This is a genomic window from Tenacibaculum sp. Cn5-46 (assembly GCF_022347705.1).
In the GTDB taxonomy this organism is placed as follows: Bacteria; Bacteroidota; Bacteroidia; order Flavobacteriales; family Flavobacteriaceae; genus Polaribacter; species Polaribacter aiptasiae.
In genome coordinates this window covers 406,834-420,878 of the sequence record NZ_JAKRGD010000003.1, presented here as the reverse complement: position 1 = coordinate 420,878, position 14,045 = coordinate 406,834, and the positions used below count along the sequence as shown (strand labels likewise).

Genomic DNA, 14,045 nt, shown 5'->3' with positions numbered 1-14,045 from the left:
GTATTTTTGTGGCTACTAAAAATGATAGAATGTATAAAGTACGCGTAATTTTAGATACAGAAGAAGATGTAATCAGAACCTTAACAGTTAACGAAGGAAAATCATTAGAAGATTTACATTTTGAAATATCAAAATCATTTGGTTTTGATGGTCAGGAAATGGCCTCTTTTTACCGTACAGATGAAGGTTGGAACCAAGGAGAAGAAATTCCATTATTTAACATGGCAGAAGCTGGAGAAGGATTGTCAATGGCTACTTGTGTTTTAAAAGAGGAATTACCAAGTAATAATGATAAGCTAATTTATGTTTATGATTTTTTACAAATGTGGACTTTCTATGTTGAAGTAATAGAACAGTCTAATGAAGTGGTTGATGAAGCAAAAACAATTTTGTCGGTAGGAGAAGTACCAGCAGAAGCACCAGATAAAGAATTTAAAGCGGATGATTTGACAAAAGATTTAGACGACGAGTTTAATGATTTTGAAAGTTTAGATGATTTCGATTTTGATAATTATTAAAAAATATGGCACAATTCATAAAACTATATAGCGATAACCCAAGTCCAAAACAAATAGAAAAAGTTGTAGATGTACTACAAAAAGGAGGCTTGGTAATTTATCCAACAGATACTGTTTATGGATTGGGTTGCGATATTACCAATACAAAAGCACTAGAAAAAGTTGCAAAAATTAAAGGTGTTAAATTAGAAAAAGCAAATTTTTCCTTTGTTTGTAATGATTTGAGTCATTTATCAGATTATGTAAAACAAATAGATACACCAACTTATAAAATTTTAAAAAGAGCTTTACCAGGGCCTTATACCTTTGTATTACCTGGAAGTAATTCTTTACCAAAGGTTTTTAAGAAAAGAAAAACAGTGGGTATTCGTGTTCCGGATAACAACATAGCAAGAGCTATTGTTGAAGCTTTAGGAAATCCTATTGTATCAACATCTATTCATGATGAGGATGAAGTATTAGAATATACTACAGATCCTGAATTGATTTATGAAAAATGGCAAAACATAGTAGACGTAGTAGTTGATGGAGGCTATGGAGATAATTATGCATCTACTGTTATTGACTTAACTACCAGTGAGCCAGAGGTTATTCGTGAAGGAAAAGGAAGTTTAGACATTTTGTAAATAAACGATTATTTTCTTATCTTGTTGTAAATGAGATAGATGATGTTTATTTATGACGATACTTTACTGTTTACTAGAGCAATTTCCAAATGATAGCGGGCCAATTTACCAAGAAACAATAGCAGGCAGAATGCCTGTTGAACCTTTCAACACGTTTAGCAACCTAATTTTTTTAGCAATCATATATTATTTAGGTAAGAAAATATATGAAAGTAAAAAACAGCACTTGTTTTTACTAAGCTGTTTGCCTATTATTTTTATAAGTTGGGTAGGAGGTACTGTTTATCATGCAACTAGAAGCCATGAGTTTTGGATTATGTTAGATTGGATTCCTATTATGTTATTAAGCTTAATGGGAGTAGTCTTTTTTATCTTTAAAGTAAAGAAAGGATGGAAATCCCGATTATTAATTATTACTTCAATAATAGTATTATCCATTTTACCAAGGATGTTACCAATTCCTGAAGAGTATGACTCGTCAGTAAATTATTTAATCACAGCCATATCACTAGTAGGCCCAATTTTTTGGTATTTATATTTAACTCATTGGAAACACGCGAAACTAATGATATTGGCATGTGTTATATTTTTGATAGCAGTGTTTTTTAGAACTTTAGATAACCTAGCTATCATATTACCTATGGGGACTCATTGGCTATGGCATACATTTGGAGGTATTTCGGTATTCTTTTTACTTTATTATATCTATAAAGATGAAGAAGGCTTAGCATAAAGTCGAGAATTCTATTACTCAATAACCTTAACATGCTTACTATCTTTAAATCGTCCGGTAATTAACCAACCACCAAAGTCTTCAGAAACAGCCATAACTAAGGTGTTTTTTCCTTTTTTAAGAGGCAAGTAAATAGCATCAAAAAGTCCTACAGTTCCTAAATATCTGTAGTCTCTAGATCGCCACCTATTAGTTCCTCTATATATAGGCTTTCCATTAAGAAAAGCAACAACACGATCACTATAGCCAAATTCGAAAATTTTAGTTTGGGCTTTATCAGAATGGATGTCAATTTTAGTAAAAACCGTATTACCTAGTTTTCCATCCCTTAGTTGAACTATTCTAGAAATATTAGCAGCGGTACCTTCCTCGATTTCAGTAGTACCAATCCATTTTCTAGAATTTAAAAGTGATTTAAAGTTGTTTAAGTTATCAAGTTGCTTTTCTTCAAGCTTATTAGATACTTTCCATTTAGAAACAAGGTTTTTAATAGGTTTTCTATCTAATGGTGAAAAATCGATAATCTCAGATTTATTAGGAGTTATTTTAATATTAGCCAAATGCAAACCACTTGAATTTCCACCCCTAAAACTAATGCCTCCTTCTTGAGTTGGGTTAAACAAGTTCCAGGATAAGTTAGGCTTGTCGGAATAATCTAAATATACTTGTGCTTTGTTATCATTTACTACAAGTTTGACATGTGTCCAATCGTCAAATTTGTATTTATGAGGAAATGAATACTTTTTACCAAAGTACAATTGCCAAGGACTAATTCCTTTTGTAGTTGGAGCAGCTTGATTTGCATCTGATTTTCCAGATAAATGTGGTCTCATATACCATTGTTCAGAATCTAAGCTTTTGGTAGTTCTAAAATAAACACCCGGAAAAGCAGGTTCTTCTTTTAAGAAAATGTCAAATTCTATAGTTCCATTTAAGAAGGTTTTATCTTTTAGAGTTATAGATCCAGCTTGTAAGTAAATAGCATCTTTGCCTTTGTAGTTTTCAATAATATAAGACTTCGCTTTGATATCCCAATTAATAGTGTCTAAAGGAATGTGATTTTGAGAATATCCAAAGTAGGTAACGAATAATAGAATGGCTAATAATATTGAGTTCATGATTAATGTGTTTAATTTTTACTCAAAAGTCTAAAAAGTTATTTTTCAGAGAGAAACAAACATGTTCAAGTTCATTCATAGTTGTTCAAGTGGTATTTTTTGGTGATTTTTGTAGTGAATGAATACCTTTAAAGAACATACCGAATTACAAAAGTGTTTGAGTCTCATAGAAGAGAAGCTAAATTGGGGAGACTCTAAATTATGGCATAATGATGTTTTTACAGAATTAAGTGAAAAGATTCATGAAGAGACAAAAGTGTTATTAAGTGCCACTACCTTAAAAAGAGTTTGGGGAAGAGTTAATTATAAGAGCACTCCAAGTATTAGTACGCTAAATGCTTTGGCTCAATTTGCAGGTTATACAAATTGGAGAGACTTTAAGAATGCTAAAAAAGAATCGAAACTTACCTTTTATCAAAAAACAGTTTCTGCTAACTTTCGAGTTATTATGTTTTCAGCATTTATTATTGCTGTATTGTTTATATCAATACTAGCTATGTCAAATAATAAAAGTGCAGAAGCTAAAGATTATTCTAAAATCCTTTTTAAAAGTAAACCAATTGTTGAAGGTTTACCTAATTCAGTAATTTTCGATTTCAATTTAGAAGGAGTCACTTCTAATAATATTTTAATTCAACAATATTGGGACACTTCTAAAACAATAGAAATTAATAAAGATCAAACACAAGCTACAGGACAATACTATTATCCAGGTTATTTTAGAGCTAAGTTGTTAATAGATAAAGAAATTGTTAGAGAGCACGATTTATTTATAAAAACAAAAGGTTGGATGGGTACTATAGATTATGAGCCTATACCAAAGTATTTTGAGCAAGGGGAAGTAAAAGTCAAAAACACATTAGCCTTTTCAAAAGAGGTGTTTGAAGAAATTAGTGGCAATGAAAAACCGGTAAATTCTACTTTTCATTTTGTAGATGATTTAGGAGATTTCTCGGGAGATAATTTTCAATTGGAAAGTGAAATTAAAAGTACATTTAATGAGAAATGGGGCGTTTGTCAGAAAACAACCCTGATTATTATTGGTACAAAAAGCGCTTTTTTAATTCCGTTTTCAATTACAGGCTGTGCCTCAGAAATGAATTTAATGTTGAGTGATGTGTACTTGGAAGGTAAAAAGAACGACTTGTCTGCATTAGGCACGGATTTATCAGATTTCAGAAAAATTAAGGTACTGAATCAAAATAAAAAAGTAAGTGTTTTTATTGATAGTACTCAAGTGTATACAAAAGCTTATGAAGAGTCTATAGGAACAATTGTGGGAGTTCGTTTTAGGTTTAAAGGAGTAGGAGAAGTTAAGGACTTTAGGCTATCTAATTTAGAAGGAAATAAAATATTAGAATAAACCTAACGCAGGTTTTCAAATTTCTTTCTTCTTAAACCAAAGTATTGCCAAACGATTGACGTGTGTAAATTGTAGGTAGACTTTTTCTGAAGTGTTTTACGTTTACTTAAAAACTTAAAAAAGTTCTTGTAAAAACTAAAGTGCGCTTTTAAAATAGCCCATGTATGTATAGGTCTTAATTCAAGCATAAATTTTAGCCCAGCAACACCATCTAAAATTAAACGAGAAAAAACAACAAACAAAAACCATTGTTTAGGTACATTTTTAACAATGTTAAGTAAACTGTTTCTAAAGTTTAAAAAAGTTTTATGAGGATTACTTTCTTGTAAAGTAGCTCCACCAACATGATAAACTGTAGAACTACCTACATATTTAATAGTATAGCCTTCATTTTGAGCACGCCAACATAAGTCAATTTCTTCTTGATGAGCAAAATAGTCTTCATCAAAACCATGTAATTGATGGTATACTTCAGAACGTATAAATAAGCAAGCACCAGAAGCCCAAAAAATAGAAGTCGTATCGTTGAACTGACCGCTGTCAGTTTCTAAATGATTGAAAACTCTACCACGACAATAAGGATAACCATATAAATCAATAAAACCACCACCAGCACCAGCGTATTCAAATTTAGTTTTGTCTTTAAAATCTAATAGCTTAGGTTGAATAATAGCAGTATTTTCCTCTTCTTTAAAAGTTTTTAAAACGGGAGTTAACCAATTTTCGGTAACTTCAATATCAGAGTTTAGCAAACAATAAATATCTGCATCTATATGTTGTAAAGCGTCATTATACCCTTTAGCGTATCCGCCATTCTCTTTGTTTTCAACAATTTTAACGTTAGGATAATGCTCTTTTACAAAAGCAATAGAATCATCACTAGAAGCATTGTCAGCAACATAAACTTCAGCTTCATTAGAGCTAAAATTTACGACTGATGGTAAAAACTGTTCTAACAATTTTTTACCGTTCCAATTTAATATGACGATTGCAGTTTTCAAGACGGCAAAAATACACTTTTAAAGTGATTAAGTGATGCAATAATTTGTTAATTATAAGAAGGAATATCCCTTAAAAACACATAGGTTTCGTTTTCTTTATCCAAACTACAATAATAATGTTCCAAACCATTGGTAATAACAAGATAGTTGGCATCTAGTTTAAGATTGTATCGAGCTATTTGGTCAAAAGTATCTTGTGTTATTTTAACAGATGGTGCTTTACATTCAACAATAATATTGGGTTTACCGTTAGAATTAAAGATTAAAATATCGGTTCTTTTCTTTCTATTATTTATAGTAAGCTGTTTTTCAATAGCTATTAAAGAAACAGGGTAGTTTTTTTCCTTAACTAAGTACTCAACAAAATGTTGACGCACCCATTCCTCGGGAGTTAATACGACATATTTTTTTCTCAAATTATCGAAAATAAGCATCTTATTTTCGTTACTTTTGGTCTTGAATGTATAGCTAGGAAGATTGAGCTTTTGCATAAATCAAAAGTAAGAAAATGAACGAAATAAAATCCATCATATCTGATATAAAAGAAGGAAACTTAAAGCCTATTTACTTTTTAATGGGAGAAGAACCTTATTATATTGATAAAATTTCTGATTATATAGAAGAAAACGTACTTGAAGAATCTGAAAAAGGATTTAACCAAGTAGTAATGTATGGTAGAGACGTTTCTATGGAAGAAATTGTTTCTTCAGCAAAGCGTTTTCCAATGATGGCAGAGCGTCAAGTAATTATAGTAAAAGAAGCACAAGATTTAAGTCGTACAATAGATAAGATTGAAGCTTATGCAGCGAATCCACAACCTACAACGGTATTGGTATTTAACTATAAATACAAGAAGCTAGACAAGCGTAAGAAATCATATAAAACCATTGCTAAAAATGGATTGATATATGAAAGCAAAAAACTGTATGAAAACCAAGTAGCTGATTGGATTCGTAAGGTTTTAGGGGGGAAGAAGTACAATATAGAACCAAAAGCTTCTCAAATGTTGGTGGAGTTTTTAGGAACTGATTTGAGTAAAATATCTAATGAGTTAGATAAATTAATCTCAGTTTTACCTAAAGAAACGATTATAACCGATAAGCATATTGAAGAGAATATAGGAATTTCAAAAGACTTCAATAATTTCGAGTTACGAAAAGCAGTAGGGCAGAAAGATGTAGTAAAAGCGAATAGAATAATCAACTATTTTGCACAGAACCCAAAGAACAATCCATTGGTAATGACTATTTCATTATTAAATAGCTTTTTTACACAGTTATTAATGTATCATGGATTACAAGACAAATCAAAAGCATCGGTAGCAAAGAACTTGGGAGTTAATCCTTACTTTGTTGATGATTATAGCTCAGCAGCTCGCAACTACCCAATGCGTAAAGTATCACAAATCATAGCCTTATTAAGAGAAGCTGATGTAAAGAGTAAAGGAGTAGGGGCTAACCAATCGCATGCTGATATTTTAAAAGAGTTGTTATTTAAAATTTTACATTAATGGAACCAATTACTGTGCTTACTCATGAGTTTAAAGATTTGTTATTATCTAAAGAGGAGCAACAAGTAATTTTTTCAGGATATCAGCTTATTAAAGTAAAAAAGGGCAATTTCTTAATCAATTCAGGAAAAGTAGTCAATCATTATTATTTAGTAGAAAAAGGATTTTTACGTTCGTTTGTTATAGATGTAAAAGGTAATGAAGTAACTACTAACTTTTATGGTAAGGGGGCTATTGTTTTGGAGGAAACTTCTTTTTTCTTAAGAACTCCCACCAAAGAGTATATACAAGTAATGGAAGATGCTGAGTTGTGGACTAAAGATTTTGATACATTTCAAGAACATTTTAATTTCTCAGAAAAATATAGAGAATGGGGAAGAGCTCATTTATCAAAAAACTTTTTTGAGTTTAAACAGAGGAGCTTGGCTATGATTACAGAAACGGCCAAAGAACGATATCAAGGTTTGGTAGAGAACTCTCCAGAAATTATTCAAAAAGCTTCCTTAAAACACATTGCTTCTTTTTTAGGAATTACCGACACTTCACTAAGTAGAATTAGAAAAGAAATCATTCAATAGTATTTCTTGTCATATGGCAAGTTTTTAACAGATAGCGGAACGTATTTTTGAGTAAAACTTAAAAAAGATGATTCCAAACTTACCATTATACATTTCAATTTCATTTATATTACTTACGGTGTATACAGTTTTTATGTTTATAAAGTCCAATAAACTATCAATTATCACTTTAACTATTTCCCTAGTTTGGATTGTCCTTATTTCTATTTTGTCTTATATAGGAGTTTATCATTTTAAAGAAGGAGATAGTATTTCTCGATTTGGCCTTATCATTATACCAACTACAGTATTTATTATGTATTTACTTAGAACTAAAACAGTTTATAATAATAGAGACATTCGTTGGAGTACAGCACTTCATATTGTCAGGTTTCCCGTAGAACTGTTATTATTTCAATTAGCAATAAGAGAATGGCTTCCTATGGAAATGACTTATAAAGGTTGGAACTTCGATATTATACCAGGAATAACGGCTATTCTATTAGTTGTTTGGATGCATTATAAAACAATCAATAGGCAACTTTTAATAGGTTGGAATATTGTAGGAGTGTGCTTAGTGCTATTTGTTTTTATCAACGGTGTATTATCTCAAGAAATGTTATACCAAAGATATGGATATGCTGTACCTAACAGAGGAATAGCTTATTTTCCAATAATTTTGTTAGCGGGAGTCATAGTTCCTGTTGTAGTGTATACGCATATTTCAGATATAATTTTATTAGTAAAAAGAAAAGCTACTATATAAGTAGCTTTAAAATTGTATGAGATTGAGAGAATAATAAATGATTTAGCTCTTTTTTAACTCATCAAGTTTTTTTTGCGAATCGGTATAGCCCAACTCAACGGCTTTTTGATAACTTTTAATAGCATCCTTAGTTAAATTATGAGCTTTATATCCATCGGCTAAAGAGTCCCAAAGGTTGCCGTCTTTTGGATATAGTTTTACATTCTCTTTAAATAATTCCAATGCCCAATCTTGATTCTTATTCGATTTAAGGATAAGGTAAGCAGTAGTATTTAAAACCCCCGAATGGGTAAAGTCATCTTTGTATTGCTCTTTTAAAATAGCAATTAATTCTTCGTGTTTATTAGAAGGATGTTGCTTTGTATACTCCAATATAAATGAGAAAATGTTGTTTTGTATTGGTTTAGGAACATAGTTTTCATCCAATAGTATTTTAGCAACAGGATAAGCAGCAAATTCAACTCGGTCGCTATTGGCATTGGTTGAATATACAATATAAATATCTTCTTTTGGAAACCATATGAGCGAATGTGAATATGAACCATTAGATCCGTTGTGAGCTACTCTTTTAATATTATTTTCTAAAATTCTAACTCCCCAACCACAAGCATAGGCATATTTATATTTTCCTCTTGAATAATGAATCGCAGGAGTAAGTAGTTTTTCTAAAGAAGCTTTCGATAAAATTTTGTATTCCTTTAAGGCTTTATGCCAAAGAAGCATATCGTTTTGTGTAGAATTGATTCCGCCATTGGCTTTCAAATGCCAGTTAACTCCTTTGTCTTTTTGATAACGAAAAATAGGTGATTTCCCTTCAATAATTCCTCGGTTATAACTGCGAGAGATTTGATTGGTATCCCATTTTGGTAAAAGATATCCGGTTTGTGACATTCCCGCAGGTGTAAAAAGATAGTTGTTTAAAAATACCTCATAAGGTTGATCAGAAGTAAGTTCTATAATTCTCCCAAGCACACTATAGCCAACGTTAGAGTAGGAGTATTTTTCTCCAGGTTTGGATAATAAAGGTGTAGCAAAAAGTTTTTCAAAGAAGTCTTTTTGAGATATTTCAGTAAAATCACGACCAATAGAATCTGTAAAACCAGCAGAGTGAGCAAGTAATTGATGAATTGTAATGTTTTGTTTGTCGGCAGGAAGGTTTTTAAAATACTTACTTAAAGGATCGTTAAGTTTTAGTTTGCCTAACTCAGCTAGTTTTAAAATAGCAGTAGCAGTAAACTGTTTGGTATTAGAACCAATATCAAAAATAGTATTCGGATTGTTAAGACTGTTGGTTTCTTTATTGGCAATACCATAACCTTTATTAATAATTGTTTTACCGTTTTTAACAACAGCAATAGCGCCAGAAAAACCATTTTTGGTTCCAGCAGTAAAATAGTTGTCTATTCTCGAAAATAGGGTAGTAGTAGGAGTTGCTTCTTGCGCCTGCAATTGATGGAGGTTACTTTGTAAAACACCAGATAAAGCAAGGAAAAGGAATGTTTTTTTCATGATTAATTTCTAAGTTTTCTGTTTAGACGACTTGAAATTAAATCAGGTTACATTGTTTTATTTTCTTAGCTCTATTATTTGTTGTTTAGCATATTCTTTAGCGTTTTGGTCTCCAAATTCTATAGTCTTTTTATAGTATTCTATAGCTTTATTCTTGTTCCCTTTTAATTTATATCCTTGAGCAATGTTTGCTAAAACAATATGGTCTTTTGGATCTATTTTTTCGGCTTTTAAAAGTACTTCAATAGCCTTATCATATTGGTCAGTTAACAAATATGTAATAGAAAGATTAGACAAACTTTGAATATGATTTGGATAATGTTTTAGAATTTCTTCAGCAATTTCTCTCATATTATTTAGCAGTTCAACTTCACCTGTATTATATAATTGTAATTGGTAATTCTGAATATCTAGAAGAAATTCATCAGTTGTACTATTATATTTTTCGTTATTAGTCCATGTCCAGTTGTTGTTGTTTGTAATTGAATATTTTATAGTCTTAATAATTTCAGAAGTGAAATTTTTCCAATCTAAGACTTCTCCTAAGGCATATATTTTTCCAAATCTCATATCCAATCTGTTAGGAAATAGCTCTATAGCTTCACTGATTTTATGAAAGGCTTTTTCTAATTCTATTTGGTCGTAATGAATTTTACTCTCGATATAACCAGCTGTTTGATTTAAACTGTCTTTTAAAACAAGACTTTCAGCTGCTGTTCTGTTTGAAGACATCATAAGAACTTCCTGTTGAGATTTCATAAAATAATAGTTGAAATAGCTTGTGTAAAGCTCAGGGTCTTTTGGATTTATAGATTCCCATTTGGTCAATACTTTTAGTTGATTAATGGTATCATTCGCTTTTAAATGCTTTAAAAATTCAGTTTGATATTCTTGACTAAATCCTATTTGTACAATAAAAACTGCTATTAATGTTTTGAATACTTTTTTCATTTTTTAAGAGTATAATTTGTGATGTTTTAAACTTTTATTGCTCAAGTTCATAGGTGTTTGCCTTCCTATTCCATAATAAATATCCCATCAGTGCCAAGGCAATAATACTCATAGCAACGATGCTAAATTTTAGCCCCAACATAGAGTTCTCTTCAAAATGATTCTCAAACAATCCAAATAATAGTGCCATAAGTCTTGTAGGAATAAACATAAGACTGATTAAAATAGCCAAATATTTAGGATTTGAATATTGTAAAAGTACTCCAAAAATTGTGGGAGCAATAAGTACTTCAGAAAGCGCTATAAAAAACATAGAAGCGATGTAAATGAATAAATGTTGTTCGGTTGGAATTTCTGGAATAAATAATAAAATCCCGTATGATAGAACTCCGAAAACAAACCCAAGAAGCATTTTAAAGAATCGACTATTATAAAAATAGGTCCAAATTACAGCGGTAATTAAACAGCCTGCGATAGAAAAATAACTATTTATAGATAATAGAAAAGAATTAGAAACACTTAAAGAAGGCAATTTGCATAATAATGCATGTAAATCAAAAATACGAGCACCAGCTATTTTATAGATTCCCCAAAACAACCCAACAAGAAAAAAAGTAGTTAAAATGATTAAAACTCTTTTGCTTATAGAGAATGAAGATTTTTTTAATCTTACTGGTGTTTTTTCTTTAGAAAGAAGTACAGGTATAATGGATAGCAACATTAAGGTTCCCGCAGTAATAAAACCAACATTAAAACCTATGGTTTCTCCTAAATATCCCATTAACATAATACCGAAGAAAGCACCTAGATTTATAATTAAATAATACAATGTAAAACCAGCATCTATAAGCTTAGGTTTGTTTAAATATAGTTTACCAAAATTGGAGGTAATATTAGGGACGAAGAAACCACCTCCTATGGCTATGAGAATCAATCCTACATAAAGTCCAGAGAGAGAGGGAATACATAAACAAAATGCACCAATGGCATGGAGAATAGCTCCAATAATAATTGTTTTTTTATTTCCTAATAGTAAATCACCTAATAGTGCTCCTAAGATTTTACTAAACATTAATGAACCTGCAATCAAGCCGTAGATAGTTGAGGTTGCAAGTTTGTCCATTTTTAGAACACCTTCTGTTAAATATAGAACTATTAAAACACGAAGCCCATAATAAGAGGCTCTTTCAAGCATTATTGATATAGCGTAGTATAAGCTATCCTTAGTGTGTTTTTGGGTATAAAGTTTTTCCATGTAGTTCTTTTTCTTAGCGCAGTGCTAATATACCAAAAAGAAAAACATTTTTAAAAGCTATAGATCTTCAAAGGAGTTTAAATGGAACTCTTATCTATCTAACTTCAATTTTCTATACTGATTAGGCGTTTTAGAAGTATTCTTTTTAAAGAAATTTATAAAATTAGAAGTGTCATCAAAGCCTAAGTGATCTGCTATATGATCTATAGTGTCCAATGAATGTGTTAACAATGATTTAGCTTCCATAATAATATAATCGGTAATTAATTTCTTGGCAGATTTACCAGTAGTTTTTTTAATGCATTCAGAAAGGTAAATAGGACTAATACTAAGTTTATCGGCAAAATAACTCAGTTTTCGTTTTGTTTGTTTGGTGTTTTTTAGCAGGGTTTCGAAATTGAAAGTAATTTCCTCAGCTCTGGAACTTATGGTATTCTTAAAAGCATTTTCGTCTAAGGATCTTTTGGCTTCAAAAAGTATAATAGTTAATAAAGAACGAATAATTTCAATTGTATTCTCATTCATGTTTTGAAACTCTTTATAAATCCGTTCCATATATCCCATAAACAGTGCGCCATCCTTTTTATTCATAAAGTACATTGGAGAATAATTCATACTAAAAAATGGAAATCGTTGAATAACACTAAAGCTAGAAGTAGCAAAATTTAAAAACTCTGAAGTAAAGAAAATCATATACCCTTTAGGATCTATTCCATCGCTTTGCACATCAACATCAATAGTTTGTCCAGGAGCAAGAAAAAATAAATGATCATTAAAAGAGTCTAAATCTTTACCGTCTACTCTAATATTGGTTTCATCTCCAGAAGATACAGTGACTTCAAAAATACCATTAGATTTCGTTGAAATTTGATGAGGCATTTCATGATAATGATCTTTGAATCTAACAATATGAAAATGCTCACACTTTTGATATTTAGAAAGGTTTAATACTTCTAATATTTCAGCAATATTTTTTACCACGTATGTTTCTTTTTTTAACATTAAAACTCCCCAAAGTTATTAGATATTCAAAGATACCTTATTTTTTACAGTTTTTACCTTAAAAACAATATGAAAGGGATGCTAGTGCCCCAGTAATTTTGCATCACTAAATTTTAAACATTAGATAATGAAGGTATTAAAAGTATTTCTTTTTGTTCTTATTTTACTAGTAGTTGTATTTGTAGGGTATGGTTTATTAATAGGGGATAGTGATGTTTATGTAAAGAATAAAATTTCTTTTCAACCTTATTTGTCTTCGTACAACATGTATAAGGGAGCTCCTAAAAACTTAGAACCCAAAAACGGTTATTATGAATACGAATTAACTTCTCCTTTGTTTACAGACTATGCAAAAAAGCAACGTCTGATAAAATTACCAAATGGAGAGAAGCTAAACTCTTTAGGAGATGATCTTCCTAATTTCCCTGATGGAACCATTATCGCAAAAACTTTTTACTATTTAAATGATGAATTAGCTCCAGAAAAGGGGAAAAGAGTTATTGAAACTAGAGTTTTAGAAAAGAAAAATGATGTTTGGAATGTAGCAGTTTATTTATGGAACAAAGAACAAACAGATGCGAAACTCATTGAAGATGGCTATGAAACTGTGGTAAAATGGAACGATAAAAATGGAGTGTTTAGAACCATTAACTATCAAGTTCCAGATAATACAGCGTGTACTACTTGTCATCAAATAGATAAAGAGGTAGTGCCTATTGGACCTAAGTTAAGAATGCTTAATCGTATGGTGAGTATTGATGGAGTTGAGGTAAACCAATTAAAACACTTGCAAGATATAGGAATGCTTCACAATGTTGATCCTTCAAAAATAGCACAAACTCCTAATTATTTAAATACTTCCATTCCTATAGAAGAAAGAGGAAGAGCTTATTTAGATATAAACTGTGCACACTGTCATCGTACAGGAGGAGCTGCAACCAATTATGCTTTTTGGCTCGATTTGAATTTGAACAATCAAGTGTCTTTTCAAGAATCTAACATTGCTGAAAACAAAGAAGCAATTTTAGAACAAATGGAAACTAAAAAAATGCCTTTGATAGGAACTACGATTATAGATAAAGAAGGTGTGGCATTAATAAAAGAGTATGTAAACGCACTCCAATAAACAGTTGAAA

15 protein-coding genes are annotated in these 14,045 nt (G+C 30.8%); 8 read left to right on the top strand and 7 right to left on the bottom strand.

What is annotated here, in order from left to right:
- The first annotated feature begins 29 nt into the window (after window positions 1–29).
- Genes MHN29_RS08600 through MHN29_RS08590 form a run of 3 tightly spaced genes read left to right on the top strand, consistent with a single transcriptional unit; the run spans window position 30 to window position 1,877 of the window.
- Window positions 30–518, top strand: a complete 489-nt coding sequence (locus MHN29_RS08600; protein ID WP_235274091.1) for a plasmid pRiA4b ORF-3 family protein — start codon at window positions 30–32, stop codon at window positions 516–518.
- A 5-nt stretch (window positions 519–523) separates the two neighbouring features.
- On the top strand, window positions 524–1,144 hold the full coding sequence (locus MHN29_RS08595) for an L-threonylcarbamoyladenylate synthase (protein WP_150899255.1): 621 nt from the start codon (window positions 524–526) through the stop codon (window positions 1,142–1,144).
- Window positions 1,145–1,196: 52 nt separating this feature from the next.
- Window positions 1,197–1,877 (top strand): ceramidase, encoded by a 681-nt coding sequence (locus tag MHN29_RS08590; RefSeq protein WP_150899254.1) that lies wholly within the window; start codon window positions 1,197–1,199, stop codon window positions 1,875–1,877.
- A gap of 14 nt (window positions 1,878–1,891) precedes the next feature.
- Here MHN29_RS08590 and MHN29_RS08585 read toward each other — a convergent pair whose 3' ends face one another.
- Window positions 1,892–2,995, bottom strand: coding sequence for a hypothetical protein (locus MHN29_RS08585; RefSeq protein WP_235274090.1), 1,104 nt, complete (start codon window positions 2,993–2,995; stop codon window positions 1,892–1,894).
- Window positions 2,996–3,152: 157 nt separating this feature from the next.
- On the opposite strand from MHN29_RS08585, the gene MHN29_RS08580 reads away from it, so the two are divergent.
- Entirely contained in the window at window positions 3,153–4,358 is a 1,206-nt protein-coding gene (locus tag MHN29_RS08580) for a hypothetical protein (RefSeq protein ID WP_235274089.1), read from the top strand.
- A gap of 2 nt (window positions 4,359–4,360) precedes the next feature.
- Here the strand turns inward: MHN29_RS08580 and MHN29_RS08575 are convergent, their stop codons facing one another.
- Window positions 4,361–5,359, bottom strand: coding sequence for a glycosyltransferase family 2 protein (locus MHN29_RS08575; protein ID WP_235274088.1), 999 nt, complete (start codon window positions 5,357–5,359; stop codon window positions 4,361–4,363).
- A gap of 47 nt (window positions 5,360–5,406) precedes the next feature.
- Window positions 5,407–5,850: a type I restriction enzyme HsdR N-terminal domain-containing protein gene (locus MHN29_RS08570; protein WP_150899250.1), complete on the bottom strand. Its 444-nt coding sequence runs from the start codon at window positions 5,848–5,850 to the stop codon at window positions 5,407–5,409.
- A 17-nt stretch (window positions 5,851–5,867) separates the two neighbouring features.
- Here MHN29_RS08570 and holA point away from each other — a divergent pair, with 17 nt between their 5' ends.
- The 3 genes from holA to MHN29_RS08555 all read left to right on the top strand — a co-directional run bounded on the left by holA (window position 5,868) and on the right by MHN29_RS08555 (window position 8,192).
- Window positions 5,868–6,869 carry a DNA polymerase III subunit delta gene (gene holA, locus MHN29_RS08565; RefSeq protein ID WP_150899249.1) on the top strand — a complete coding sequence of 334 codons (1,002 nt, stop codon included), beginning with the start codon at window positions 5,868–5,870 and terminating at the stop codon, window positions 6,867–6,869.
- The gene (locus MHN29_RS08560; protein ID WP_235274087.1) at window positions 6,869–7,447 is read left to right on the top strand and encodes a Crp/Fnr family transcriptional regulator; all 579 of its coding nucleotides are present in this window, start codon (window positions 6,869–6,871) and stop codon (window positions 7,445–7,447) included. The genes holA and MHN29_RS08560 overlap by 1 nt, the downstream gene beginning before the upstream one ends.
- Before the next feature lie 67 nt (window positions 7,448–7,514).
- A complete protein-coding gene (locus tag MHN29_RS08555) occupies window positions 7,515–8,192 on the top strand; it encodes a hypothetical protein (protein ID WP_235274086.1) in 678 nt (225 codons plus the stop codon).
- Between the two features lie 42 nt (window positions 8,193–8,234).
- Here the strand turns inward: MHN29_RS08555 and MHN29_RS08550 are convergent, their stop codons facing one another.
- From MHN29_RS08550 to MHN29_RS08535, 4 genes are all read right to left on the bottom strand, one after another.
- On the bottom strand, window positions 8,235–9,701 hold the full coding sequence (locus MHN29_RS08550; RefSeq protein WP_235274085.1) for a serine hydrolase domain-containing protein: 1,467 nt from the start codon (window positions 9,699–9,701) through the stop codon (window positions 8,235–8,237).
- A 57-nt stretch (window positions 9,702–9,758) separates the two neighbouring features.
- Window positions 9,759–10,652: a tetratricopeptide repeat protein gene (locus MHN29_RS08545; protein WP_235274084.1), complete on the bottom strand. Its 894-nt coding sequence runs from the start codon at window positions 10,650–10,652 to the stop codon at window positions 9,759–9,761.
- Between the two features lie 34 nt (window positions 10,653–10,686).
- A complete protein-coding gene (locus MHN29_RS08540) occupies window positions 10,687–11,907 on the bottom strand; it encodes an MFS transporter (protein WP_235274083.1) in 1,221 nt (406 codons plus the stop codon).
- 90 nt (window positions 11,908–11,997) lie between these two features.
- Window positions 11,998–12,909 (bottom strand): AraC family transcriptional regulator, encoded by a 912-nt coding sequence (locus tag MHN29_RS08535; RefSeq protein ID WP_235274082.1) that lies wholly within the window; start codon window positions 12,907–12,909, stop codon window positions 11,998–12,000.
- A 127-nt stretch (window positions 12,910–13,036) separates the two neighbouring features.
- On the opposite strand from MHN29_RS08535, the gene MHN29_RS08530 reads away from it, so the two are divergent.
- Window positions 13,037–14,035 (top strand): hypothetical protein, encoded by a 999-nt coding sequence (locus MHN29_RS08530; protein ID WP_235274081.1) that lies wholly within the window; start codon window positions 13,037–13,039, stop codon window positions 14,033–14,035.
- The last annotated feature ends 10 nt before the right edge of the window (window positions 14,036–14,045 follow it).

Bases quoted from the DNA above. Each gene is read 5' to 3' on its own strand.
- MHN29_RS08600 (WP_235274091.1), top strand. From the start codon at position 30: ATGTATAAAGTACGCGTAATTTTAGATACAGAAGAAGATGTAATCAGA.
- MHN29_RS08595 (WP_150899255.1), top strand. From the start codon at position 524: ATGGCACAATTCATAAAACTATATAGCGATAACCCAAGTCCAAAACAA.
- MHN29_RS08590 (WP_150899254.1), top strand. From the start codon at position 1,197: ATGACGATACTTTACTGTTTACTAGAGCAATTTCCAAATGATAGCGGG.
- MHN29_RS08585 (WP_235274090.1), bottom strand. From the start codon at position 2,995: ATGAACTCAATATTATTAGCCATTCTATTATTCGTTACCTACTTTGGA.
- MHN29_RS08570 (WP_150899250.1), bottom strand. From the start codon at position 5,850: ATGCAAAAGCTCAATCTTCCTAGCTATACATTCAAGACCAAAAGTAAC.
- holA (WP_150899249.1), top strand. From the start codon at position 5,868: ATGAACGAAATAAAATCCATCATATCTGATATAAAAGAAGGAAACTTA.
- MHN29_RS08560 (WP_235274087.1), top strand. From the start codon at position 6,869: ATGGAACCAATTACTGTGCTTACTCATGAGTTTAAAGATTTGTTATTA.
- MHN29_RS08555 (WP_235274086.1), top strand. From the start codon at position 7,515: ATGATTCCAAACTTACCATTATACATTTCAATTTCATTTATATTACTT.
- MHN29_RS08550 (WP_235274085.1), bottom strand. From the start codon at position 9,701: ATGAAAAAAACATTCCTTTTCCTTGCTTTATCTGGTGTTTTACAAAGT.
- MHN29_RS08545 (WP_235274084.1), bottom strand. From the start codon at position 10,652: ATGAAAAAAGTATTCAAAACATTAATAGCAGTTTTTATTGTACAAATA.
- MHN29_RS08540 (WP_235274083.1), bottom strand. From the start codon at position 11,907: ATGGAAAAACTTTATACCCAAAAACACACTAAGGATAGCTTATACTAC.
- MHN29_RS08535 (WP_235274082.1), bottom strand. From the start codon at position 12,909: ATGTTAAAAAAAGAAACATACGTGGTAAAAAATATTGCTGAAATATTA.
- MHN29_RS08530 (WP_235274081.1), top strand. From the start codon at position 13,037: ATGAAGGTATTAAAAGTATTTCTTTTTGTTCTTATTTTACTAGTAGTT.